The sequence below is a fragment of the Propionivibrio limicola genome, from assembly GCF_009469695.1.
GTDB classification, from domain to species: domain Bacteria; phylum Pseudomonadota; class Gammaproteobacteria; order Burkholderiales; family Rhodocyclaceae; genus Propionivibrio; species Propionivibrio limicola.
The window spans coordinates 185967-209126 of sequence record NZ_SSSR01000001.1 but is presented as its reverse complement, the minus strand read 5'-3'; the positions used below and the strand labels follow the sequence as shown (position 1 = coordinate 209126).

General features: G+C 58.1%; 19 protein-coding genes. 13 read left to right on the top strand and 6 right to left on the bottom strand.

Going from position 1 to position 23160, the window contains the following annotated elements; genetic code table 11:
* Positions 1 to 77: 77 nt before the first annotated feature.
* From GH659_RS00990 to GH659_RS00975, 4 genes are all read right to left on the bottom strand, one after another.
* Entirely contained in the window at positions 78 to 1088 is a 1011-nt protein-coding gene (locus tag GH659_RS00990; protein WP_153108846.1) for an AI-2E family transporter, read from the bottom strand.
* Positions 1085 to 2344, bottom strand: a complete 1260-nt coding sequence (locus GH659_RS00985; RefSeq protein WP_153108845.1) for a TIGR03862 family flavoprotein — start codon at positions 2342 to 2344, stop codon at positions 1085 to 1087. The genes GH659_RS00990 and GH659_RS00985 overlap by 4 nt, the downstream gene beginning before the upstream one ends.
* A gap of 4 nt (positions 2345 to 2348) precedes the next feature.
* Complete coding sequence (murI, locus tag GH659_RS00980) at positions 2349 to 3134, bottom strand: glutamate racemase (protein ID WP_153108844.1); 786 nt, start codon at positions 3132 to 3134, stop codon at positions 2349 to 2351.
* A 94-nt stretch (positions 3135 to 3228) separates the two neighbouring features.
* Positions 3229 to 3750 carry a C40 family peptidase gene (locus GH659_RS00975; RefSeq protein ID WP_153108843.1) on the bottom strand — a complete coding sequence of 174 codons (522 nt, stop codon included), beginning with the start codon at positions 3748 to 3750 and terminating at the stop codon, positions 3229 to 3231.
* Between the two features lie 278 nt (positions 3751 to 4028).
* Here GH659_RS00975 and GH659_RS00970 point away from each other — a divergent pair, with 278 nt between their 5' ends.
* The 4 genes from GH659_RS00970 (at position 4029) to greA (ending at position 10237) form a co-directional block, all read left to right on the top strand.
* Positions 4029 to 5159, top strand: a complete 1131-nt coding sequence (locus GH659_RS00970; protein WP_170285797.1) for a diguanylate cyclase — start codon at positions 4029 to 4031, stop codon at positions 5157 to 5159.
* Between the two features lie 170 nt (positions 5160 to 5329).
* A complete protein-coding gene (carA, locus tag GH659_RS00965) occupies positions 5330 to 6478 on the top strand; it encodes a glutamine-hydrolyzing carbamoyl-phosphate synthase small subunit (protein WP_211364056.1) in 1149 nt (382 codons plus the stop codon).
* 3 nt (positions 6479 to 6481) lie between these two features.
* Positions 6482 to 9685: a carbamoyl-phosphate synthase large subunit gene (gene carB / locus GH659_RS00960; RefSeq protein WP_153108841.1), complete on the top strand. Its 3204-nt coding sequence runs from the start codon at positions 6482 to 6484 to the stop codon at positions 9683 to 9685.
* Positions 9686 to 9760: 75 nt separating this feature from the next.
* Complete coding sequence (gene greA / locus GH659_RS00955) at positions 9761 to 10237, top strand: transcription elongation factor GreA (protein ID WP_153108840.1); 477 nt, start codon at positions 9761 to 9763, stop codon at positions 10235 to 10237.
* A 119-nt stretch (positions 10238 to 10356) separates the two neighbouring features.
* Here greA and GH659_RS00950 read toward each other — a convergent pair whose 3' ends face one another.
* Positions 10357 to 10743, bottom strand: a complete 387-nt coding sequence (locus GH659_RS00950; protein ID WP_153108839.1) for a YhbY family RNA-binding protein — start codon at positions 10741 to 10743, stop codon at positions 10357 to 10359.
* Between the two features lie 98 nt (positions 10744 to 10841).
* On the opposite strand from GH659_RS00950, the gene GH659_RS00945 reads away from it, so the two are divergent.
* The 5 genes from GH659_RS00945 to GH659_RS00925 all read left to right on the top strand — a co-directional run bounded on the left by GH659_RS00945 (position 10842) and on the right by GH659_RS00925 (position 16671).
* Complete coding sequence (locus tag GH659_RS00945; protein ID WP_153108838.1) at positions 10842 to 11459, top strand: RlmE family RNA methyltransferase; 618 nt, start codon at positions 10842 to 10844, stop codon at positions 11457 to 11459.
* Positions 11460 to 11643: 184 nt separating this feature from the next.
* Entirely contained in the window at positions 11644 to 13536 is a 1893-nt protein-coding gene (gene ftsH / locus GH659_RS00940) for an ATP-dependent zinc metalloprotease FtsH (RefSeq protein ID WP_153108837.1), read from the top strand.
* A gap of 153 nt (positions 13537 to 13689) precedes the next feature.
* Positions 13690 to 14481, top strand: a complete 792-nt coding sequence (gene folP, locus GH659_RS00935; protein WP_246167603.1) for a dihydropteroate synthase — start codon at positions 13690 to 13692, stop codon at positions 14479 to 14481.
* Positions 14482 to 14627: 146 nt separating this feature from the next.
* Positions 14628 to 16148, top strand: coding sequence for a CYTH and CHAD domain-containing protein (locus GH659_RS00930; RefSeq protein WP_153108835.1), 1521 nt, complete (start codon positions 14628 to 14630; stop codon positions 16146 to 16148).
* A gap of 10 nt (positions 16149 to 16158) precedes the next feature.
* The gene (locus GH659_RS00925) at positions 16159 to 16671 is read left to right on the top strand and encodes a GNAT family N-acetyltransferase (protein ID WP_153109040.1); all 513 of its coding nucleotides are present in this window, start codon (positions 16159 to 16161) and stop codon (positions 16669 to 16671) included.
* 45 nt (positions 16672 to 16716) lie between these two features.
* Here GH659_RS00925 and GH659_RS00920 read toward each other — a convergent pair whose 3' ends face one another.
* Complete coding sequence (locus GH659_RS00920; RefSeq protein WP_153108834.1) at positions 16717 to 18561, bottom strand: GGDEF domain-containing protein; 1845 nt, start codon at positions 18559 to 18561, stop codon at positions 16717 to 16719.
* A 147-nt stretch (positions 18562 to 18708) separates the two neighbouring features.
* Between GH659_RS00920 and glmM the strand changes: the two genes are divergently transcribed.
* The 4 genes from glmM to pstA all read left to right on the top strand — a co-directional run bounded on the left by glmM (position 18709) and on the right by pstA (position 23144).
* Positions 18709 to 20091: a phosphoglucosamine mutase gene (glmM, locus tag GH659_RS00915; protein ID WP_153108833.1), complete on the top strand. Its 1383-nt coding sequence runs from the start codon at positions 18709 to 18711 to the stop codon at positions 20089 to 20091.
* 77 nt (positions 20092 to 20168) lie between these two features.
* Positions 20169 to 21167: a PstS family phosphate ABC transporter substrate-binding protein gene (locus GH659_RS00910; RefSeq protein ID WP_425499967.1), complete on the top strand. Its 999-nt coding sequence runs from the start codon at positions 20169 to 20171 to the stop codon at positions 21165 to 21167.
* Between the two features lie 142 nt (positions 21168 to 21309).
* On the top strand, positions 21310 to 22221 hold the full coding sequence (pstC, locus tag GH659_RS00905; protein ID WP_153108832.1) for a phosphate ABC transporter permease subunit PstC: 912 nt from the start codon (positions 21310 to 21312) through the stop codon (positions 22219 to 22221).
* Complete coding sequence (gene pstA / locus GH659_RS00900; RefSeq protein ID WP_153108831.1) at positions 22221 to 23144, top strand: phosphate ABC transporter permease PstA; 924 nt, start codon at positions 22221 to 22223, stop codon at positions 23142 to 23144. The genes pstC and pstA overlap by 1 nt, the downstream gene beginning before the upstream one ends.
* The last annotated feature ends 16 nt before the right edge of the window (positions 23145 to 23160 follow it).

Sequence of the window (23160 nt, the reverse complement as noted above, 5' to 3'; positions counted from 1 at the left end):
GGCAGGGTTCCACGGCAAAAAACAAGGGCGGGAGTATACCGAAGAAGCGGGTGCTCCCGGCTTTCCCGTCGGACGATTCAGATCAGGCAGCGCTTGCCGAGCTCGTCCTTGAGCCACGCGTAGCAGATCGGCGCGGCAATCAGCCCGCTGACGCCGAACGCGCTTTCCATGATCAGCATGGCGGTGAGCAGCTCCCAGGCCTTGGCGTTGATCTGGCCGCCGACGATGCGGGCGTTGAGGAAATATTCGAGCTTGTGGATCACGATCAGGAAGCCGAGCGATGAAAACGCCACCAGCGTCGAATGCGCGAGGCTGACGACAAAGATCACTGTGTTCGAGATCAGGTTGCCGATGACGGGCAGCAGGCCGGCAATGAAGGTGACGACGATCATCGTCTTCGTGAGCGGCAGCGAGACGCCAAACAGCGGCAGCGCCACGGCGAGGTAAAGGGCGGTCAGCGTGGTATTCACGGCGGAAATGCGGACCTGCGCGAATACGATGCGGCGGAAGGCTTCGCCGAGCCGGAAAAGCCGTTCGACGAGCGCTCTGGCCAACGGGCCGCGCGCATCGCGGTCCAGCACCTCGTGCAACGAAACCATGGCACCGATGACCATGCCGATCAGGACGTGGGCGAGCGAATGCGCCGTCTCCTTGCCGAACTGCTGCAAATCGTTCGCATGTTCGCGCAGCCAGCGGCTGGCGCCTTCACTGATGCCTTGCGCGCTGTTCGGAAGCAGACTGCCCAGCCAGGCCGGCAGATGCGCCCGCGAGTCTTCGAGAATTTCCGCCATCTTCGCGAGCAGGGTGGGCAGGCTTCCCTCGCGTTTGATGAAGGCAAAGACGCCAAATCCGGCCGCCGACACCAGCGCGACGACGATCAGGACGACAACGACGACCGCCACGCCCTTGGCTCGACAGGTGGGGAGGCGCCACGAAAACAGTGGATAGAGGGCGTGCACCAGTTCATATACCAGCAGGCCGGCAATGAGCGCCGGCAGCAACCGGAAATGCAGCACGAAGAGGATGCCGAGCGCGGCGAGTATCCAGGACGTGTAGTCGTGAAAGGTCGGTTGGCCGGGATTGGTCATGGGGAATCGTGTCCGGTGCAGTGACGGAGCGCGCCAGCCCCGGCGGCGCGGCCGGTGGCCAGGCAGGCGGTTAGCAGATACCCGCCGGTCGGCGCTTCCCAGTCGAGCATCTCGCCGGCGCAAAAAACGCCAGGCAGATCGCGCAGCATGAGTTCATCGTCGAGCGCTTCGAATTTCACGCCGCCGGCGCTGCTGATGGCCTCTTCCAGGGGGCGTGGTGAGATCAGTTGCAACGGCAAATGTTTGATGGCTTTAGCCAGCTTCAACGGATCGGCCAGGTCGTCACGCGGGAGGCATTCATGCAGGAGTGCCGTCTTGATGCCCTTCAGCCCAAGCCGACTTTGCAAGTGGCTCGAAAGGGAGCGCGAACCGCGTGGGTGGAAGACTTCCTCAATGACCCGTGCTTCGTCGACGTCGGGTAACAGATCGAGTTGGAGGGTGGTGTTTCCCGATGCGTCGATGGTGTTGCGGATCGGAGCGGACAGCGCGTAGATCAAGGAGCCTTCGATGCCGTGTTGGGTGATCAGAAATTCCCCGCGGCGTCGATGCCAGTGGCCGTCTGCATCCAGCAGGCTTGCTTCCACGGATTTGACCGGCTCCCCGGCGAAGCGCTGGCGCAGAAAATTACTCCAGGCGACGTTAAAGCCGCAATTGGCCGGGCGTAAGGGGGCGACCGGAAGGCCCAGATGTTCGAGCAGCGGAACCCAGCGACCGTCGGAACCCAGTTGCGGCCAACTGCCGCCGCCCAGCGCGAGCACCACGGCATCCGCCTCGTAGCGCTCTTCGCCGCCCGGGGTGGAAAAAAGCAACGCGTAGCGGCCATTTGGCAGTTGCTGGAGCGCGTGCATGCGGTGGCGAACATGGAATCGCACGCCGCCGTCGCGCAGTCGATGCAGCCAGGCACGCAAAAGAGGCGCCGCTTTCATGCCGACCGGGAAAACGCGCCCCGAGGAGCCAACAAACGAATCGACGCCCAACGTCCCCATCCAGTCGCGTATCGCCGCTGGTCCGAAGGCGTCGAGCAGCGGCGCGAGACGATTTTGCTGCTTGCCATAGCGGGAATAAAAATCGGCGGCCGGCTCCGAATGCGTGATGTTCATCCCCCCTTTGCCGGCCATCAGGAATTTGCGTCCGACCGACGGCATGGCGTCGAAAACGACGACGTCGATGTTTCTCTCTGAGTGGCTCAGCCGCTCGGCCGCCATCAAGCCGGCGGGGCCTCCGCCGACGATGGCGATTGTCTTGCCCCCGTGCATCGGGTCAGGCCGTGACCAGTCGGGCCGGACCGGCCAGACGGGGGGCAAGGTGGCTCAAGCCGAGCACAGGAAAGGAGGCTTGGAGCCGTTCCGGGTGGGCTGAGGCGAGCAGGGTCAGGCGGCCACTGGCACCTTGCGAACTGTGAGCGAGGCGCACGCATTGGCGGGCGACCGCATTGGCGACGTCGACGAGCGCCGCTCGCCCGGTGGCGATCGGTTCAAGCACCGGTGAGAGAAAGCTGTAGTGCGTGCAGCCGAGGACGATCTGGTCGGCGCCTGCTTCCAGCGCCGGTTCAAGGTGACGGCGGGCAGCGGCGGCGAAGTCTGCGTCACTCAGGTTCAGCGTCTCCACGCGTGTCGCCCATCCGGGGCAGGGAAGGACGTCGACGTGGGTGTTTTTGGCGTGTTGGCGGATAAGGCGGGCCAGTCGCTCGCTACGGGCCGTGGACGGTGTCGTCAATACGGCAATACGGCCGCTTTTCGAAGCAGCAACCGCGGGCTTGACCCCAGGCTCGATGCCGACAACGGGAATTTCCGGCAGGCTTTCACGCAATACCGCGACAGCGGCGGCGGTGGCGGTGTTGCAGGCGACGACGATTTGGCGGCATCCCGAATCGGCAAGATGGTGTCCGATGCGCAGCACGCGTTGGCGGATAAAGGTATCGTCCCTGTCGCCGTAGGGAACGTGCGCTGTATCTGCAAAATAGACGAGGTCGGTGAGGGGGAGTGAACGGGCAATGGCTGCCAGTACAGAGAGGCCACCGAGGCCGCTATCGAAAACGCCGATCATGGGGAAGACGCTGCTTGGCTGGATTGAATTCGGAAAGTCGGAATTCTACGCCTGCCGGCCGGCTTATAGGAATGGTGTGGGATGCGCGGAGCCGTTAGCGCTCAAGCACCCGGCGGGCACCGTTGTAGCGTTGAACCCAGTAGCTCTTGCTCATGTCGTCAACCCGGACTTGGGAACCGGTGCGCGGAGCATGCAGGAACTGGTTGTTGCCGAGGTAGATGCCGACATGGGAGAAGGCGCGGCGCATGGTGTTGAAAAACACGAGATCGCCCGGCTTTAGCTCCTTAGCGTCGATCGCGACGCCGATCTCGCTTTGCTCCCTGGCTGTTCTCGGTAAGAGCTTGCCGATCGCGTCTTTGAAAACGATCTGAACGAAGCCGCTACAATCGAGGCCGGTGTCCGGGTTAGTGCCCCCAAACCGGTAGCCGATCCCCACCAGTTCCAGGCCTTTGAGCACCAAGTCCTGAGCGCTGTTGGTGTAGCGCTCGAAAAAGGACTGCTCCTCCGGGAACCCTTGCTGCTCGGCAGCGTGCGCCGCGCTGAGCCCGGAAAGCGGGCTGGCAAGCGTCATGGCGAGAGCGCTGAGCAAAATGGTGAGGGATTTCTTTGCAGACATGGGGGCGCAATCTAAAAGAAAATTTGCGATGTGTAAACTTTTCCGACACTGCAACTACGAATCATGTTTTTGTTTTATGACGAAAAGTTGTCATTTTGTTGATCGGCACAGGCGTGAAATGTGCCGGGATTGGGGGTTTGTCGGGTTGCTTTGTTTTCTTGAGGCAATATAGTCATCCGGATCGCTGGAAAGCGGCGAAGAGGGTTGTTATTCTTGAAAGAGCCAGATAGTTGGCGGGTGTTTTGATGTGCGATGCGGATTGAATGGCTGAGGGAACAATGGAAAAAACGAACCAATTGCCTCGTATCCTGATTGTTGATGCGTCGCGGATGGTGCGGGCCATGCTCGCACGGCAAATACGCGATCTCTATGATTATCGGGAGGAGTCGGATGGCGAGGCGGCGTGGCAGGTGCTGGTTCTGGACCATTCCATCAAGCTGGTGATTTGTTCGCTCTCGTTGCCGGTGCTTGATGGCAACGGTTTGCTGGCGCGGCTGCGTTCGTCGCGCTTGCCCCGCTTGGCGCAAATGCCGATGCTGATGATCGCCGGCGATAACGAGGAGGCGATCGGGCGCGCCAAATCCCTTGGTGCTTCCGACTTCATCAATCGCGCTGCCGGGACTTCCGAATTGCTGTCTCGTGTCGATTCGCTACTCCGCTTCTCGCACGTGCAAAGCGAGCTCAAAGATAGCCTCGAGCAGCAGGTGCAGAATCCGGAAACGGGGCTTTTTACCCGTAAATATATTGAGTTGCAGGCCGCCCAGGCCATGTCGCACGCGCTGCGCCACGGTGGCGAAGTGAGCGTAATCGTCCTCTGTTTTGACAATATTGGTGCTTTGCGTGACGAGCATGGAGCGGAGATCGTCGAGCAGTTGCAAAAACGTTTCGTCACGATGCTGCTCGGCAAGGTCCGCAAGGAGGACAGTCTCGGCCATTTTGCCGGGAGCCAGTTGGTTGTGGTGGCGCCCGGGACGACAGTCGCGGCCTGCGAATCGTTTGCCAATCGCCTGCGCGAGGCGATCAATGCAGCGAACGTTGCCGTGCACGGTCAGCGCTTGCAGTTGTCGGTCAGTGCCGGGGTCGCCAATAGTCCGGCTGACAATGTCGCTTCGGCGGGCGCGCTGATCGAACTGGCGGTGGCGCGGATGAACGCGGCGCAGCGGGGTGGTGGCAACCAGGTTGTGGGCGGCGGTCGGGGGGCGGTGGAGCGGGCGACGCCTGCGTTGACGCTCGAGCGAGCGCTCTCGTTCATCGAAATGGGGCGAGAGGACGATGTTCTTCCGCATCTCAAAGCGCTCGGCAGTCGCTTGTTGCCGTTGCTTGCTCTTCTTGATCGCGAACTGAATCTTGGTTGGGCGTTGGGGGCGCTTGAGCAACCGCCGGCCGATGGCTCCGATGGAGGAAACTAGGCGCCGCTGTACGGTGGTACGGCAATAAAGCACTGGTTAAAAAAGCACTGCGGGAAAATTGCCGAAAACTGTGCTCTCCGGTACAATTCTTCTGTTATCAAACAATTAAGCGGGAAGGCATCGTGCCTTGCCCGCTTTTGCGTATCTAAGCTACGGAACAGGAGTCCTTCGTGTCATTGCTACCCTCTCTTCCGCCCGCTGTTCTCGTACTTGCCGATGGGACCGTCTTTCGCGGTCACGCCATTGGCGCTCTTGGCTCCACCAGTGGTGAGGTGGTGTTCAATACCGCGATTACCGGCTATCAGGAAATTCTCACCGACCCGTCATATTGCCGCCAGATTGTTACGTTGACCTATCCGCATATCGGCAATGTTGGCTGTAATGAAGAAGATTTTGAATCTCGCGCCAACTTTGCTGCCGGCCTCGTTATTCGGGATCTGCCGCTGCGCGCCGAAAACTGGCGTTTGCAGGATACGTTGTCCGACTACCTCAAGAAGCATGGAGTCGTGGCGATTGCCGGTATCGATACGCGCAAGCTGACGCGCATCCTGCGTGAAAAGGGCGCCCAGTCCGGCTGCATCATGGCTGGCGATGTTGACGAAGCCAAGGCGCTTGCCGAGGCACGTGCCTTCCCCGGCTTGTCTGGCATGGACCTGGCCAAGGAAGTGAGCGTCGATGCGCCTTACGAGTGGGGGCAAGGCGAATGGACGCTGAAAGGCTATGCGTCTCCGACTGAAGCCAAGTACCACGTGGTCGCGTACGATTTTGGCGTCAAATACAACATCCTGCGCATGCTGGCTTCGCGTGGTTGCAAAGTGACGGTAGTTCCTGCACAGACGCCGGCGTCGGAAGTGCTCAAGTACAAGCCGGACGGCGTTTTTCTGTCCAACGGCCCCGGCGACCCTGAGCCTTGTGATTACGCAATCACGGCGATTCGCGAACTGCTCGCCGTGGGCATGCCGATCTACGGCATTTGCCTCGGCCACCAGTTGCTGGCACTGGCCTCCGGTGCCAAGACCGCCAAGATGAAGTTCGGCCATCATGGCGCGAACCATCCGGTCAAGGATCTCGAAACGGGACAGGTGATGATCACCAGTCAGAACCATGGCTTCGCTGCCGATGCCAACACGTTGCCGGCGAACGTACGTGCAACACACGTGTCGTTGTTCGATGGCTCCCTGCAGGGAATTGCCCGCACCGATGTGCCGGCGTTTTCTTTCCAGGGGCACCCCGAAGCGAGTCCGGGTCCGCACGACGTGGCGTACCTGTTCGACCGGTTCATTAAGATGATGCAAGACAAAAAGGCCGAGGGGAAGTAACTCATGCCGAAGCGTACAGACATTAAAAGCATTCTGATTATTGGCGCTGGCCCGATCATCATTGGTCAGGCCTGCGAATTCGACTATTCCGGCGCGCAAGCGTGCAAGGCCCTGCGTGAAGAGGGTTACCGGGTCATTCTGGTGAACTCCAATCCGGCGACGATCATGACCGATCCGGAAATGGCCGATGTGACCTATATCGAGCCGATCAACTGGAAAGTCGTCGAGAAGATCATCGCGAAGGAGCGTCCCGACGCGCTGTTGCCGACGATGGGCGGGCAAACGGCCCTCAACTGCGCACTCGATCTCGCGCACAACGGTGTGCTCGAGAAGTACAACGTCGAAATGATCGGCGCCTCCGAGGAGGCAATCGACAAGGCTGAGGATCGCCAGAAGTTCAAGGAGGCGATGACCAAGATCGGTCTCGGTTCGGCGCGCTCCGCCGTTGCGCACTCGATGGAAGAGGCGCAGCAGGTGCAGGCGATGATCGGCTTCCCGGTGATCATCCGCCCGTCGTTTACGATGGGTGGTTCGGGTGGTGGCATTGCCTACAACCAGGAAGAGTTTGTCGATATCTGCAAGCGCGGACTCGAAGCGAGCCCGACGCAGGAACTGCTGATCGAGGAATCGCTGATCGGCTGGAAAGAATTCGAGATGGAAGTTGTTCGTGATAAAAAGGACAACTGCATCATCGTTTGCTCGATCGAGAACCTTGATCCGATGGGCGTGCACACCGGCGACTCGATTACGGTCGCGCCGGCACAGACGCTGACTGACAAGGAATACCAGATCATGCGCGACGCGTCGGTTGCCGTGCTGCGCGAGATCGGCGTCGATACTGGCGGCTCCAACGTCCAGTTCTCGATCAATCCGGATGACGGTCGGATGATCGTCATCGAGATGAATCCGCGCGTTTCGCGTTCGTCGGCGCTGGCTTCGAAGGCGACTGGTTTCCCGATCGCCAAGGTGGCGGCCAAACTGGCTGTCGGTTACACCCTTGACGAACTGGCCAACGAAATTACCGGTGGCAAGACGCCGGCGTCATTCGAGCCGTCGATCGACTATGTCGTTACCAAGGTGCCGCGCTTCGCGTTCGAGAAATTCCCGACCGCCGATTCGCGCCTGACGACGCAGATGAAGTCGGTTGGTGAGGTGATGGCGATTGGCCGCACTTTCCAGGAATCGTTCCAGAAGGCCCTGCGTGGTCTGGAAGTTGGCGTTGATGGCATGAATCAGCGCACGACCGACCGCGAAGAACTGGAAAAGGAACTCGGCGAGCCCGGTCCCGAGCGCATCTGGTACGTGGGCGATGCCTTCGAAAACGGTTTCACGCTTGATGAAGTCCACAAACTGACCCACATTGATCCGTGGTTCCTGGCGCAGATCGAGGACATCGTGCGCATCGAAATGATGCTGGACGACATGTCGTTGAACAACATCGATGCGCCTACCTTGTTCCAGCTGAAGCGCAAAGGTTTCTCGGATCGCCGGCTCGCCAAGCTACTGAAAGTGAGTGAAGCGGACGTGCGTGCCCGTCGGCACCTTCTCGGTATCCGGCCGGTGTACAAGCGGGTCGATACCTGTGCCGCCGAGTTTGCGACGGGGACCGCCTACATGTACTCGACTTACGAGGAAGAGTGCGAGGCCAATCCGAGCGACAAAAAGAAGATCATGGTACTCGGCGGTGGCCCGAACCGCATTGGCCAGGGGATCGAATTCGACTACTGCTGTGTGCATGCTGCGCTGGCCATGCGCGAAGACGGTTACGAAACGATCATGGTCAACTGCAACCCGGAGACGGTGTCGACCGACTACGATACGTCGGATCGTCTTTATTTTGAGCCGCTGACGCTTGAGGATGTGCTGGAAATCGTGGCCATCGAGAAGCCAGTTGGCGTGATCGTCCAGTTTGGTGGACAGACGCCGCTGAAACTCGCGCGTGATCTTGAAGCCAACGGTGTGCCGATCATCGGTACGTCTCCTGACATGATCGATGCGGCTGAAGACCGCGAGCGCTTTCAGAAACTGCTCCAGGACCTCGGGCTCAAGCAGCCGCCCAACCGGACGGCCCGCAACGAAGAGGAAGCGCTTCGTCTGGCCGATGAAATCGGTTATCCGCTCGTTGTTCGCCCATCTTACGTGCTGGGCGGCCGGGCCATGGAAATCGTGCATGAGTCGCGCGACCTCGAACGCTACATGCGTGAAGCCGTCAAGGTTTCGAACGACTCTCCGGTGCTGCTGGACCGCTTCCTTAACGATGCCTGCGAAGTGGACGTCGATGCCTTGTCCGACGGCAACGAGGTCATTATTGGCGGTGTCATGGAGCACATCGAACAAGCAGGCGTCCATTCCGGGGATTCGGCGTGCTCGCTGCCGCCGTACTCGCTGTCGCAGGAAGTTCAGGATGAACTGCGCCGCCAGACCAAGCTGATGGCGAAAGGACTTAATGTCTGTGGCCTGATGAATGTGCAGTTTGCTATCCAGAACGATGTGGTTTACGTGCTGGAAGTGAATCCGCGTGCTTCGCGAACGGTTCCCTTTGTTTCCAAGGCGACCGGCTTGCCGTTGGCCAAGATTGCGGCCCGTTGCATGGCGGGGCGTTCGCTCGTCAGCCAGGGTGTGACCCGCGAAGTCGTGCCGCCGTATTTCTCGGTCAAGGAAGCCGTTTTCCCGTTCAATAAATTCCCCGGCGTGGATACGATTCTCGGGCCGGAGATGAAATCTACCGGCGAAGTAATGGGGGTCGGCAAGACGTTCGAGGAAGCGTTTGTCAAGAGCCAGATGGCGACGAACGTCAAATTGCCGACGTCCGGTAAGGTCTTCATCAGTGTCAAGGATTCCGACAAGGACAAGGTCGTGGCAATCGCCCAGGATCTGCATGAGTCTGGTTTCCACATCTTGGCGACGCGCGGTACCGCGTCGACGATTGCCGCTGCAGGTATCCCCGTGGTCGCGGTCAATAAGATGACCGAAGGGCGTCCGCATATTGTGGATATGATCAAGAACAATGAAATTTCCTTGATCATTAACACCGTGGAGGAGAAGCGCAAGGCGATCAACGATTCGCGCTCCATCCGGACGTCTGGGTTGGCTGCACGGGTGACGATGTTTACCACGGTCTGGGGAGCTGAAGCAGCCGCCGTCGGCATCAAGAACCGCGGTGAGTTGATGGTTTATCCGATCCAGGAACTCCACACCCAGCTTTAATTTTTTCAATCCTTGAGCCGCCGGGAACTGGGCCTTGGGCCAGCCGGCGGTTTTGTTTTGGTGGTACGACTGACTATGAGTAAGGTTCCTCTCACAATCAAGGGGGCTGAGAAGCTCCGTGCCGAATTGCAGCACCTGAAGTCTGTTGAGCGCCCTAATGTGATTGCCGCGATTGCGGAAGCCCGTTCCTATGGCGATCTTTCCGAGAATGCTGAATACGATGCAGCGAAGGAGCGGCAGGCGTTTGTCGAAGGCAGAATTCAGGAAGTAGAAGGAAAGCTGGCGAATTCGCAGATCATCGATCCAGCGCTATTGGATGCGGATGGTCGTTGCGTGTTCGGTTCGACGGTTGATCTTGAGGATCAGGATTCCGGCGATCAGGTGACCTATCAGATAGTCGGTGAGGACGAGGCTGATATCAAAGCCGGCAAGATCTCGGTTAATTCGCCGATTGCGCGTGCGTTGATCGGGAAATATGCAGGCGATATCGCCCAGGTCCAGGCGCCTGGCGGATTGCGTGAATACGAGGTGCTGGACGTCCGCTACGAGTGAGTCTCGCGCGGGGCTCCGGATGGCTCTCGGAGTCTTTTCAGAGAAGGCAGCTGGATTAAGGCTGCCTTCGCCAGGTGAAGTTCGGAGATCAGGGGGCTACGGCTGCTATCAACTTAACGTTAGCCGCCGCTCTGAAAACTGCGTTTTGTGCGACGGGGTTCGTTGCGACGCGAGATGGCTTTTCCATGGCGAGACGCCATTGAGGACTTGAGTCCTGCGTGCGTTGACGCGTCGTCTGGGGATGGCCGCCATACGACCAGCAGCTTTCCGATATGCTGTACCGGCGCCGCTTCGAGTTTTTCACAAATGCTTTGAAGATATTGGTCGCGAATTTCGCGTTCATCGCTGAAAACGCGAATCTTGATTAGCTCATGCCGGCTCAGGCAGGTGTCTATTTCTTTTAGAACGGAGTCGGATAACCCGTTCTGGCTGATGATGACGACCGGATTGAGGGCGTGAGCGCTGGCGCGCAGGGCGCGACGTTGATGGGGATCGATTTCGAGCATTCGGAGACCTTTAAAAACGTGCATTTTACCGGGTTGGGCCGTATTTAGGCAGAGATTAGCCCATGTTTCGATGGGCGCTGTTTGCAGGAGGATCAAAAATGAAGCGAACTCGGACGAGCAAGGCGTGGATGCACGAGCACGTCACCGATTCCTATGTTCAACGTGCCAAGGCGGAGGGTTATCGCTCCCGCGCTTCCTTCAAGCTGATGGAAATTGACGACCGGGATCATCTGATTCGGGCGGGGGATGTCGTGGTTGATCTGGGGGCTGCGCCGGGAGGCTGGTCGCAGGTGGCTGCGCAACGGATGAAGGGGAAGGGGCGTGTCGTTGCACTCGATCTGCTTGAAATGGATGGCTTGGCCGGCGTGGTCTTCATTCAGGGCGATTTTCGGGAAGACGCGGTGCTGCAACAGCTGGAGGCGACACTTGGCGGAGAAAAAGTCGGCTTGGTGCTGTCCGATATGGCGCCCAACATCTCTGGCGTACCCGTGTCAGACCAGGCTCGCGTGATGCATTTGGCCGAATTGGGGCTTGATTTCTCGAGAAACTGGCTGAAACCGGATGGCGCTTTCCTGGTCAAATTGTTTCAGGGATATGGCTATGAGGAATTTGTCGGCGAAATGCGCCGGGTGTTTCGGACCGTCGTGACGCGCAAGCCTGATGCGTCGAGAGATCGTAGTTCGGAAGTTTATTTGCTCGGAAAAGGACTGAAATAGGCGGGACTTGAGTAAGCGGTGCATCGGTCACGGATGGCAGTCATTTGGCGCTGCTATTTGCTTGTTGGGCTGCAGGGAAGGTGTTGGATAAGTGCCTGAAGCAGCGGAGTAGGTTTAGAATGAGATCTTTTCTGCAACAGCAAGCCCTCCGGCACGTTGCGAGGGGTTATGAGGAAATTGCGCAGTGAATAACATGTTCAAGAATCTGGCCATTTGGCTGGTGATTGGTGTAGTTCTGATGACGGTGTTTAACCAATTCAGTTCGCGTCAGGTCAGCCAATCGACCATGGAGTATTCCCAATTCATGGAAGAGGTGGGGCGGGGAGCCATTTCCAAGGTCGTGATTGAAGGGCGTGTTCTCAAAGCAACGACGAGTGATGGCCGCAAGCTGACAAGCTATGCGCCGGCGGATCTGTGGATGGTCTCTGATCTTTTGAAGCATGGTGTGAAGGTCGAAGCGAAGCCTGAGGAAGAGCAATCGTTTTTGATGAGCATTTTCGTCAGCTGGTTCCCGATGCTTCTCCTGATCGGCGTCTGGGTGTTTTTCATGCGCCAAATGCAAGGCGGGGGCAAAGGCGGCGCTTTCTCGTTCGGAAAAAGCAAGGCGCGACTGCTTGACGAATCCACCAATACGATTACGTTTGCTGATGTAGCGGGCTGTGACGAAGCCAAGGAGGAAGTATCAGAGCTTGTCGACTTTCTGCGTGACCCGTCGAAATTCCAGAAACTCGGCGGCCGGATTCCGAAGGGGGTGCTGCTGGTTGGCAATCCGGGGACTGGCAAGACGCTATTGGCGAAAGCGATTGCCGGGGAGGCGAAGGTGCCTTTCTTCTCGATTTCGGGTTCGGATTTCGTTGAAATGTTTGTTGGCGTAGGGGCGGCGCGGGTGCGCGACATGTTCGAGAACGCCAAGAAACACTCACCGTGCATCATTTTTATCGATGAACTGGATGCCGTGGGGCGGCAGCGCGGCGCCGGACTGGGGGGCGGTAACGATGAGCGGGAACAGACCCTGAACCAGATGCTGGTCGAAATGGACGGCTTCGAAGCCAGTTCCGGGGTGATTGTTGTCGCCGCGACCAACCGTCCGGACGTACTTGATCCCGCGTTGATGCGACCGGGGCGTTTTGACCGTCAGGTCGTTGTGCCGCTGCCCGATATCCGGGGGCGTGAGCAGATTCTCATGGTGCACATGCGCAAGGTGCCGTTGGCGCCGGACGTCAAGGCCGACATCATTGCGCGAGGTACGCCGGGCTTTTCGGGAGCCGATCTTGCCAACCTCGTGAATGAGGCGGCGCTGTTTGCGGCGCGTGGCAACAAGCGTCTGGTCGATATGGAGGATTTCGAAAAGGCCAAAGACAAGATCATGATGGGGGCAGAGCGCCGCAGCATGGTCATGAACGAGGAAGAAAAGCGCAATACGGCCTACCACGAGTCCGGGCATGCCGTAGTCGCCAAGCTGGTACCGAAATCCGACCCCGTGCATAAGGTGACGATCATTCCGCGTGGGCGTGCATTGGGACTGACCATGCAGTTGCCCGAAGAGGATCGTTATGCCTATGACCGCACTTATTTGCTGAGCCGTATTGCAGTGCTGTTCGGCGGCCGAATTGCCGAGGAACTGTTCATGAACCAGATGACCACCGGGGCTTCGAACGACTTCGAGCGTGCGACGCAGATGGCGCGTGACATGGTGACCCGCTACGGAATGTCAGATGCGCTCGGGCCGATGGTCTACGGCGAGAATGAGGGCGAGGTGTTTCTGGGTCGTTCGGTGACGACCCACAAGAATGTTTCGGAAGCGACGATGCAGAAAGTTGATGGCGAAATCCGGCGCATCATCGACGAGCAATATGCTTTGGCCCGCCGCCTCCTGGATGAGAATCGCGACAAGGTGGAGGCAATGACCAAAGCGTTGCTTGAATGGGAAACGATCGATGCAGAACAGATCGATGACATCATGGCGGGGAATCCGCCGCGGCCGCCCAAGGACATTCGTCCGAAAATGTCGGCTCCGGCCGATACTCCACCGAGCGCTGCGCCCAGTGCGCCAGCTGCGGTAAGTGATGGCGGCTGATACCTGAAACGTATTCTTTGATGCCGGGACACAACCCCGGCATTTTTGTTTTTGGTCCTATGTGGAATTCGGACCCAGTAATTCTTCTCTGTCGGGTTTAATCCTATGTTCCGTTGCGGGAAATTTGAGCTTTCACTTGATCGTCCATTGATTATGGGGATTGTCAATCTCACCCCTGACTCTTTTTCCGGGGATGGCGTGGCGGCAAATACGGCTCGCGCCGTTGAGCACGCCCACCAGCAGATTGCGGCGGGTGCTGACATTCTGGATTTGGGCGCAGAATCGTCGCGGCCGGGAGCAATTCCAGCAACGCAGGAACAGGAACTGGAGCGTTTGGTGCCCGTACTCGAGGCCTTGGCTGGGTGTGGTGTACCGATTTCCATCGACACCTACAAACCGGAGGTCATGCGTGCGGCAATCGAAAACGGTGCCGCCCTGATCAACGACATTTACGCTTTGCGGCGCCCAGGTGCTCTCGAAGCCGTTGCGGCCAGCGACTGCGGTGTTTGCCTGATGCACATGCAAGGCGAGCCCCTGACCATGCAGGCCCATCCCGACTATTCAGATGTGCTTGGTGACGTACGTGATTTTCTGAAGAATCGGGTTGAGGCGGCCGTGGCCGCCGGGATCGCTCCTGAGCGCATCGTCCTTGATCCCGGCTTTGGTTTTGGCAAGACCCTCGAGCACAATCTGATACTGCTGGCCAGGCTGGAGAAAACAAAGCTTCGAACTTCCATCGGAAGTTTCCCGATTCTCGCCGGCATGTCGCGCAAATCAATGCTTGGCGCAATTACCGGGCAACCAGTCAATGAGCGCTTGCCAGCAAGCGTGACGGCCGCATTGATCGCCGTGCAGCGAGGAGCCCGGATCGTGCGCGTGCATGACGTTGCGGCGACGCGCGATGCGCTGGCTGTTTGGCAGGCAGTAAGCGCGTTCGAATGCTGACGTCGCGGTATCAACGCTCCGAAAAAGGGATCGGTTGTTCTATTGCCACGAAATCTTTATGGCATGGTTTGGTCGTGGAATCTCTGCTAGTCTGATTTACTACCGATTGGAATTGCTGCTCTTCAAGCGAGAGGGGAGGAAGAAGATTGCCAACGGAAATTGAACTCAAGCTGCGTTTGTCGCCCGCTGAGGCCAGGCAATTGATAAAGCACCGGTTGCTGGTCGCCACCCCCGGGCAGAAATTCCGCTTGTTCAACACTTACTACGACACGCCTGATTCCGATCTGCGCAAGCAGTGCATCGCGTTACGCCTTCGGCGCAAAGGCTGGTCCTCGTGGCTGATTACCGTCAAGGGCAGCGATCCAAACGGCGGGGCACTTGCGCAACGTCGGGAGTGGGAGGCGCCCACGCAGCCCGGAGTGTTCGATTTGAGTATCGTGACCGACGAGGGATTGCGCGAGTTTTTGGAGTGCAAGCGGGCGCTTCTGCAGCCCGTGTTTTCGACCGATTTCACGCGTATTACGTGGCGGCTCGAGCGTGCCCGAGCGGTCGTTGAGGTGGCGCTGGATCGGGGTGAAATCAAGCCGGCGGATGGCGGAGGCAAATCATCTGTCTCCAGCGAGCCGATTTGCGAGCTTGAACTTGAACTTCTCTCTGGAGATTCACCCGACGCACTTTTCGAAATTGCGATTGAGTTGGCCCAGGATTTCGAATTGCATCCCGAGATTCTGAGCAAGGCCGAGCGCGGCTATTTACTTGCGGGTTCCGAAATGTCGCAGCCCGCCAAAGCGGTGTGTTCGCCGATCAACAGTGACATGTCGGCCGTCGACGCCTTCCGGGCGATAGCGTTGTCATGCGTGCTGCACTTGCAACGGAACGAAGGCGGGGCCATTGCGGGGAGTCAGCCCGAATATCTTCATCAGGCACGCGTGGCGATCCGGCGCTTGCGATCGGCATTCAAGGTATTCGCGCCTGTGCTCATGCCGGCGTTCATCGATGTCTATGCGCCTCGCTGGGGAGCATCGGCGAGCCGGTTGGGGGGCGCGCGCGATTGGGATGTTTTCTTGTCGGAAACGCTCGCTCCATTGGAGGATGCGTTCCCTGCCAATCCCGATCTCGCAGCACTGCGCACCCATGCCGAAACGGCACAGGGGCAAGCGCAAGCGGCGGCTCGTATCGCCTTGAAAGAGAAAGAGTACAGCCAACTGCTGCTCGCCTTTTTGGCAGCGCTGTTCCGGGTTGAACCGCCAACGATTGAACAGGTGGACGCTCGCCCCGTTGCGAATTTGCACAAGTTTGCGTCGCGCCGGTTGGCGCGGCGTGCGGGAGTGATTGAGCGGATCATCAACGAGCGCGGCAAGATGAGTGCCGAGCGGCGTCACCAGTTGCGTATTGCTTTCAAGAAGCTGCGTTATGCGCTTGATTTCTTCGCCCCGATCCTGGGGGGGAGGCGACTCGTGGCCTACCAAGCTTCGTTGTCGGCCCTTCAGGATCTGTTGGGAACACTCAATGATCAGGAAACGGCGTCCCGCTTGATCATGGAAATGCAGCCCGAAGGAAAATCAGTTCCGCTGCTCAAGGGGTGGATTGCCGGACGCAAACATTTACTCGTTTCTGCGCTCGATAAGGAATTGGGTCGCTTCATGACGCTAAAGCAGCCATGGTGAGTCCGTGTTCATGAAGAGCGTGGCGTGGCGCGAGATGCTCCCCAGCGATGTGGATTCGGTGGAGCTTATCGCCAGCCAGGTGCACCCAGGGCTTTACGAGGAGAGGGCCGTTTTTGCAGAGCGGCAACGTTTGTTTCCGAAAGGTGCCAGGTTGCTTGAGATCGATCGCCAGCCCTGCGGTTATCTGATCAGCCACCCGTGGTGGCCTGAGGCGATACCGGCGCTGAACAGTCTGTTGGTCGAGCTGCCACGATCGGTGATTCAGCGGACGACGTACTACATTCACGACCTCGCTTTGCTAACGGCAGCTCAAGGAATCGGTGCAGCCAGAAATGTCGTGGCGCAGATGGCGGCCGACGCAGCGGCGTGGGGATTCGACTCGATGAGCCTCGTTGCGGTCAATGGCTCCCGGTCGTTCTGGGAAAAGCAGGGGTTCCGCCGTGTTGTTCTTCATCATTTGTCGGCGAAACTGTCCGCTTACGAGGCATCCGCGGCGTTCATGATCAAGTCGTTGCGGGACTGAACGGAGAGCCTCCGTAGGGCGTGAAGAGTCCCAAGGAGGAGGCGATTATTCTGCCTTTCGATGCAACTGACGCCGTTCGATGAACAGGCAACTGCCCGGCGTCTTCTTGGCGTTACGTTTTGCTTCCGTCGCCGCGGCAGAAATTTCCCGGTGCGAATCAAGTGCCGTGGCGTTATCGACCGGTACGGCGCCGATGGAGAGGCTGGGGAGTGAATAGGAAACCGTTTCGCCCCGGCGGTTTTCGCCTTGGTAATGATTGTCCATCAACTCAGTCTCATCGATGAGCGTGCTGATCTTGCGATCGAAAAGATCGAGCGCGTCTTGGCAACGCTTTTCCCAGTCTGAGCTTTGGAACAGCACCATGAAGTCGTCGCCGCCAATGTGGCCGCAAAAGTCGATGGACGGGTTGGTGATCTGGCCAAGTACCTGTGCAAGCATGACGATGACGTCGTCGCCCCGCCGGTAGCCGAAGACGTCGTTGAAAGGCTTGAAATTGTCGATGTCGAAATAGCAGGCGTGAAAACTGGCGCGGTGTTCGAGTAAGCGGTCGATATGCTCGTTGATCGGTACGTTGCCGGGCAGTTGGGTGAGCGGATTTGCATAGCGGGCCGCCTGAATCTGCATTTCCGTGATCATGCCCATCAAATCGTGCGCGCTGCCGATGCCGCAATATTTTCCATGGCGGGTAACGATGAAGCCGTCGTAGATATGGTGGCGCGCCGAGCGGCTGATCAGCAATGCTGCGTCCTGAACGGTCGAGGACTCGTCGATGCACAGCGGCAAAGCGTCCATGAACTGGGAGCAGGATTTGCGCCCATAGAGTTCGCGGAAATACGGCTTGGCGAGGCGATCGGACATCTCGTGCCGGTTGATCAGCCCGAGCGGGGTGTCTTCGGCGACGACGGGCATCGACGTAAGCTCCGGTTCGCTTTCGAAGCGCCGATACAGTGTTTCGATGGGAGTTTGCGGGGTGACTGGTCCGACCGGGCGGGTGAGGCTGCGGACCGTGATTTTTCCGGCCATCCGGGTCGTCGGCGGGAAAACCGAGATCGTTCGCTGCCTGATGATGCGGATCAACGTCTCGCACGGCGTTGGTCTCGGTTCGGCGACTGGCATCGCGATCAGGTAGCCTTGTCCGAGTGCGATGCCGAGATCGCGTACGGCGAGGCAGTCCGCCTCGCTTTCGATGCCTTCGGCCACAATTTTGGCGGAACATATCTCGGCAAGACTTTGCATCGCTTTGACGAATTGATGCTTGATATTGTCTTCGGCGATGCCGTTGATGAAGTGCCGGTCGATTTTGATAAAGTCCGGGCGAATTTCTGACCACATGCGCAGATTGGAGAAGCCTTCGCCGAGATCGTCGATGGCAATCTGGCAGCCCATGTTGCGGAATTGTCCGAGGGCGGCTTGAAGCCCTGGAAAGTCATGGATGCGCTGGTTTTCCGTGATTTCAATGACGATCCGGTTGGGGGCCAGCCCGAGCTGATACAGCAGTTCAAGGGTCGCATCGCCAAGGAAGAATTCGTCGCAAAGGCTGTCCGGCGTGGCGTTGATGAAGAGCTTGCCGGGAAGATTTTGACGGGCGAAGCTTCGGAAAACGGCCTCCCTGCTCGCACGCTCCAGTTCGCGGTACAGGCCGTGGCGTTCGGCGGCCGAGAAAAGCTGATGCGGAGAATGAAGCTCCGTTCCCTCGGGGCCGCGAATGAGCCCTTCAAATGCAATATACGCATTGTTGCGAAAATCCATTATCGGCTGGAATACCGCCGTCAATTTGCCGGTTTGAATGATTTCAGCCAGCGCGGCTGCTTCCCCTTGATGGCCGTTGCGCGGATTGAAGTCGACGTGGAGAACTGAAGAAGGTCGGATGTTGGCCATCGCCGCATGCATGATGGAGGCTCCTGGTGGGGATGTGTTCAGGTTTAGCTTAGCGGGCGAAGGTTTCAGTACAATGACGGGCTTTTAGTTAGGTTGGCCGCACTTTTTGATTGGGCCGGCTTGAAGTGGGGCGGAATTGGCCCGGGAAAGGAGAACAGAGTGGCGAGAAAATATTTCGGAACGGATGGTGTGCGTGGCCGCGTGGGGCAATCACCCATCACTCCCGATTTTGTCATGCGCCTTGGTTACTCGGCCGGGAAGGTGCTGGTTGCCCATGGCGCCGAGCGCGGTTATCTGAAGGCCGGGGAACGACCGGCCGTTCTCATCGGCAAAGACACCCGTATTTCCGGTTACATGCTGGAGGCGGCGCTGGAGGCAGGTTTCGCGGCGGCTGGAGTGGATGTCTGTCTTGTCGGGCCGATGCCCACGGCGGCCGTTGCTTATCTGACGCGCGCGCTGCGTTTGCAGGCCGGGATCGTGATCTCCGCCTCCCACAACCCCTATTACGATAACGGGATAAAATTCTTTTCGGCGCAGGGAACCAAGCTCGACGATTCGATCGAAGCCGAAATCGAAGCCGGGATCGATGAACCTCTGGTTTGTGTCTCCTCGGCTGAGCTGGGGCGGGCCCGTCGCATCGACGACGCGGCGGGACGCTACATCGAATTCTGTAAAAGTACTTTTCCTAACGACTTCGACCTGCGCGGACTCAAGATCGTTGTCGATTGCGCGAACGGCGCGGCCTACCACATCGCCCCTCACGTCTTTCATGAACTGGGTGCGGAGGTCATTGCGATCGGTGCCGAGCCGAATGGCCTGAATATCAACAAGGATGTGGGAGCCACGGCGCCAAATACGCTGAGCAAGGCTGTCCTCGCTCACCGGGCCGACCTCGGGATTGCGCTGGATGGCGATGCCGACCGCGTGATGATGGTCGATGCGGCGGGTAACGTGTATGACGGCGACCAGTTGTTGCTGGCGGTTGTCCGCAGTCGCTTGCGACAAGGACCGGTGGCCGGGGTGGTTGGCACGCTGATGACGAATCTTGCTCTGGAGCATGCATTGGATGAACTCGGGGTGCCTTTTGCGCGGGCAGCCGTGGGCGACCGCTATGTCGTGGAAATGCTGCGCGAAAAAAACTGGCTGTTTGGCGGCGAGAACTCCGGTCATATCTTATGCCTCGACAAGCATTCGACCGGCGACGGCATCGTTTCGGCGCTGCAAGTGCTTTCTGCTTTGTGTGAGGAAGGCGGCAGCCTGCAATCGCTGCTCGGCAAACTGGCGCTGTATCCGCAGCAACTGATCAATGTGCCTCTGATCAAGGGGTTCCCGTGGAACGCGCATCCGCGTATCGATGAGGCGAGGCAGCTGGTCGAGTCCGAATTGGCCGGGCAGGGCAGGGTTCTGTTGAGAGCCTCCGGCACTGAGCCTCTTTTGCGGGTGATGGTCGAGGGGCGCGATGCGGCCAAGGTTCTGGCTGCGGCGGAAAAGCTCGCGTCAGCCGTGCGCGATGCTCTGCATCCTGATAGTGGCGTCATGTAACAGAGCTGTAATATTCCATGGATAGACTTGATTTCGTTGCATGAAAACCCATCGTAACTATTCAAGGAGAGTGTTGCATGAAGATGACGAAATATGCTGCTGCCGCTGCGTTCGCGCTGACCGGGGTTGTCGCAACCAGCGTTTCTTATGCCCAGGCGCTGGTCAAGATTGATGGCTCCTCTACGGTGTATCCGATTACCGAGGCTGTGGCCGAGGACTTCCAGAAAGCCAAAAAGAACGCAGTTCGTGTGACGGTGGGTATTTCCGGTACCGGTGGTGGTTTTAAGAAATTCTGCCGCGGGGAGACGGATGTTGCGGATGCTTCCCGCCCCATTACCAAAAAGGAAATGGAAAGCTGCAAGGCGGCTGGTGTTGAGTACATCGAGATGCCTGTTGCTTACGATGCGCTGACGGTTGTGATCAACCCGAAGAATGACTGGGCAAAGAACATGACTGTCGCCGAACTCAAGGCGATCTGGGAGCCGGCGGCGCAGGGTAAAATCACCAGCTGGAAGCAGGTCAATCCGGCATGGCCTGATCGGCCATTGAAGTTGTATGGTCCGGGTGCCGACTCGGGGACGTTTGAATACTTTACTGAGGCGATTAACGGCAAGTCCAAGGCGACGCGTGGCGACTTTACCGCTTCGGAAGACGATAACGTGCTCGTGCAGGGCGTTTCGCGCGACGTTGGTGGTCTCGGGTATTTTGGCTTTGCTTATTACATCGAGAACAAAGAGAAGCTGGGTGCTGTTTCTGTCGTAGCTGCTCCGGGCAAGCCGGCGGTGGCTCCGTCGCTTGAGGCAGTGGTGAACGGTACGTATCAGCCGTTGGCGCGCCCCATCTTTATCTACGTTAACGCCAAAGCGGCTGAGCGTCCCGAAGTCAAGGAATTTGTCGAGTTCTACATGAAGAACGGCGAAAAACTGACCAAGGAAGTGAAGTACGTTCCGTTGCCAGCCAAGGCTTATGCTTACAACCTTGACCAACTTGCCAAGCGTGCCAAGGGCACCAAATTTGGTGGCGAAAACAAGGTTGGTATTACGATCGAACAGTTGATGAAACTGGAAGCCAAGTAACTCCGCTTTCCGCTCCGGCCGGGGGAGTTCCGGCTGGAGTGAAATGTGGGTTCCCGGGCGCAGCCGGAAAAACTGTGCTCTGCCCGGATGATGGGAGGAGTCGTTGGATTCGTGTGCTACAACCGCCGAAAGGCTTGATTTTATGACCGTACCCAGTGATCGTCTAAAAAAAGACCATACGCGTCACATTAAAGAACGGCTGATCGAAGCCGTTTTGTTGCTTGCTGCCTGTGTGTCAGTCTTCACCACGACAGCTATTGTCTATATTTTGATAAAGGAATCGTGGGTCTTTTTCCAGCATGTTCCGCTGACCGACTTTCTGTTCGACACACAGTGGACCCCGCTTTTCGATGATGCACATTACGGCATCATGGTCTTGCTGTCGGGGACGATTACAAGTTCAGCCGTGGCCTTGCTCGTGGCAATTCCGCTCGGGACAGTCATCGCGATTTATCTCTCTGAGTTCGCTCCGTTTTCTGTGCGTGAAATCGCCAAGCCATTCTTGGAGTTGCTGGGCGGTATCCCGACCATTATTTACGGCTATTTCGCACTGCTCTTCCTGACGCCATTGTTGCAGAAGGTCTATCCGGATTTGCCCGGGTTTAACCTTCTCTCTGCCGGTATCGTCATGGGAATCATGATTATCCCGTATGTCGCTTCACTCTCGGAGGATGCAATGCGGGCGGTGCCGATGGCGTTGCGCGAGGGGTCGTACGCGACCGGTGCGACCCGTCTGCAGACGGCGCTTCGGGTCGTGGTGCCATCGGCCATCTCCGGGATTGCAGCCGCGTTTATTCTGGGGGTTTCCCGGGCAGTCGGCGAGACGATGATCCTCGCGGTCGCGGCGGGTATGCAGCCGAACCTGACGTTCAATCCAACCGAACCGGGGGCAACGGTCACTTCATTTATCGTTCAGGTGGCGTTGGGAGACTTGCCGCACGGCAGTATCGGCTACCAGACCATTTTTGCTGCGGGATTGACGTTGATGCTGCTGACGCTCTCCTTCAATCTGGTTGGTTATTACATGCGCAAGAAATATCGCGAGGTGTATTGATGAAAGAGCAGGATTTACAAGCCCTTCGCGCCATCATCGCGGCGCACAAGCGCTGGGATTGGATGTTCGGCGTGCTTGGTATTCTGGCCTTGATGGTCGCTTTGATGACCTTCGCTTCGCTGTTCATCGACATGGCGATAAATGGCCTGGGGCGGATCGATATCGATTTTCTGACCTCCTTCCCGTCCCGTCGCGCGGCAAATGCCGGGATTCTCTCGGCTTGGGTCGGCTCGGTGCTCGTTATGCTGGTGACGGCATGTGCCGCCGTTCCCCTTGGCGTTGCGGCAGGTGTCTATCTTGAAGAATATGCGCCCAAGAACTGGCTGACTGACGTCATTGAAATCAATGTGACCAATCTGGCTGGCGTTCCGTCGATCATTTACGGTTTGCTGGCTTTGGGGTTGTTTGTTTATACATTCGGCTTCGGTCAAAGTATTTTGACCGCCGGATTGACGCTCGCGCTGCTTATTCTGCCAGTCGTGATCGTTGCGACCCGGGAAGCCATTCGGTCGATTCCGCAAATTATCCGCGAGGGCGCGTACGCCTGTGGGGCTACGACCTGGCAGGTTGTTAGCGACCACATTGTCCCTTATTCCAGCCCCGGTATTTTGACCGGCGTGATTATCGGCATGGCGCGTGCGATCGGGGAAACGGCGCCGATCATTACAGTGGGGGCGCTGACCTTTATCGCGTTCCTGCCGCCGATGCCGTTTGCGGGGGATCCGCCGGCCGGTGTGTTCGACTGGCTCTTTGCCCCCTTTACCGTGATGCCCATCCAGATGTTCAACTGGACATCGCGCCCCGAGGCGGCGTTTCTGAATAACGCCGCGGCAGCTGGTTTCATACTGGTTCTCATGACTCTGGCCATGAACGGACTGGCAATCTGGTTGCGCTATCGTTTGCGCAAGAACATCAAATGGTAAGAATTTGACGGTGATA

What these genes read in the sequence shown, in the direction of transcription:
- folP (WP_246167603.1), top strand. Translation starts at nt 13,690, where the DNA reads ATGGGGATTGTCAATCTCACCCCTGACTCTTTTTCCGGGGATGGCGTG.
- GH659_RS00990 (WP_153108846.1), bottom strand. Translation starts at nt 1,088, where the DNA reads ATGACCAATCCCGGCCAACCGACCTTTCACGACTACACGTCCTGGATA.
- greA (WP_153108840.1), top strand. Translation starts at nt 9,761, where the DNA reads ATGAGTAAGGTTCCTCTCACAATCAAGGGGGCTGAGAAGCTCCGTGCC.
- pstA (WP_153108831.1), top strand. Translation starts at nt 22,221, where the DNA reads ATGAAAGAGCAGGATTTACAAGCCCTTCGCGCCATCATCGCGGCGCAC.
- carB (WP_153108841.1), top strand. Translation starts at nt 6,482, where the DNA reads ATGCCGAAGCGTACAGACATTAAAAGCATTCTGATTATTGGCGCTGGC.
- murI (WP_153108844.1), bottom strand. Translation starts at nt 3,134, where the DNA reads ATGATCGGCGTTTTCGATAGCGGCCTCGGTGGCCTCTCTGTACTGGCA.
- GH659_RS00920 (WP_153108834.1), bottom strand. Translation starts at nt 18,561, where the DNA reads ATGCATGCGGCGATGGCCAACATCCGACCTTCTTCAGTTCTCCACGTC.
- GH659_RS00970 (WP_170285797.1), top strand. Translation starts at nt 4,029, where the DNA reads ATGGAAAAAACGAACCAATTGCCTCGTATCCTGATTGTTGATGCGTCG.
- GH659_RS00975 (WP_153108843.1), bottom strand. Translation starts at nt 3,750, where the DNA reads ATGTCTGCAAAGAAATCCCTCACCATTTTGCTCAGCGCTCTCGCCATG.
- GH659_RS00910 (WP_425499967.1), top strand. Translation starts at nt 20,169, where the DNA reads ATGAAGATGACGAAATATGCTGCTGCCGCTGCGTTCGCGCTGACCGGG.
- GH659_RS00945 (WP_153108838.1), top strand. Translation starts at nt 10,842, where the DNA reads ATGAAGCGAACTCGGACGAGCAAGGCGTGGATGCACGAGCACGTCACC.
- GH659_RS00985 (WP_153108845.1), bottom strand. Translation starts at nt 2,344, where the DNA reads ATGCACGGGGGCAAGACAATCGCCATCGTCGGCGGAGGCCCCGCCGGC.
- GH659_RS00925 (WP_153109040.1), top strand. Translation starts at nt 16,159, where the DNA reads ATGAAGAGCGTGGCGTGGCGCGAGATGCTCCCCAGCGATGTGGATTCG.
- pstC (WP_153108832.1), top strand. Translation starts at nt 21,310, where the DNA reads ATGACCGTACCCAGTGATCGTCTAAAAAAAGACCATACGCGTCACATT.
- GH659_RS00950 (WP_153108839.1), bottom strand. Translation starts at nt 10,743, where the DNA reads ATGCTCGAAATCGATCCCCATCAACGTCGCGCCCTGCGCGCCAGCGCT.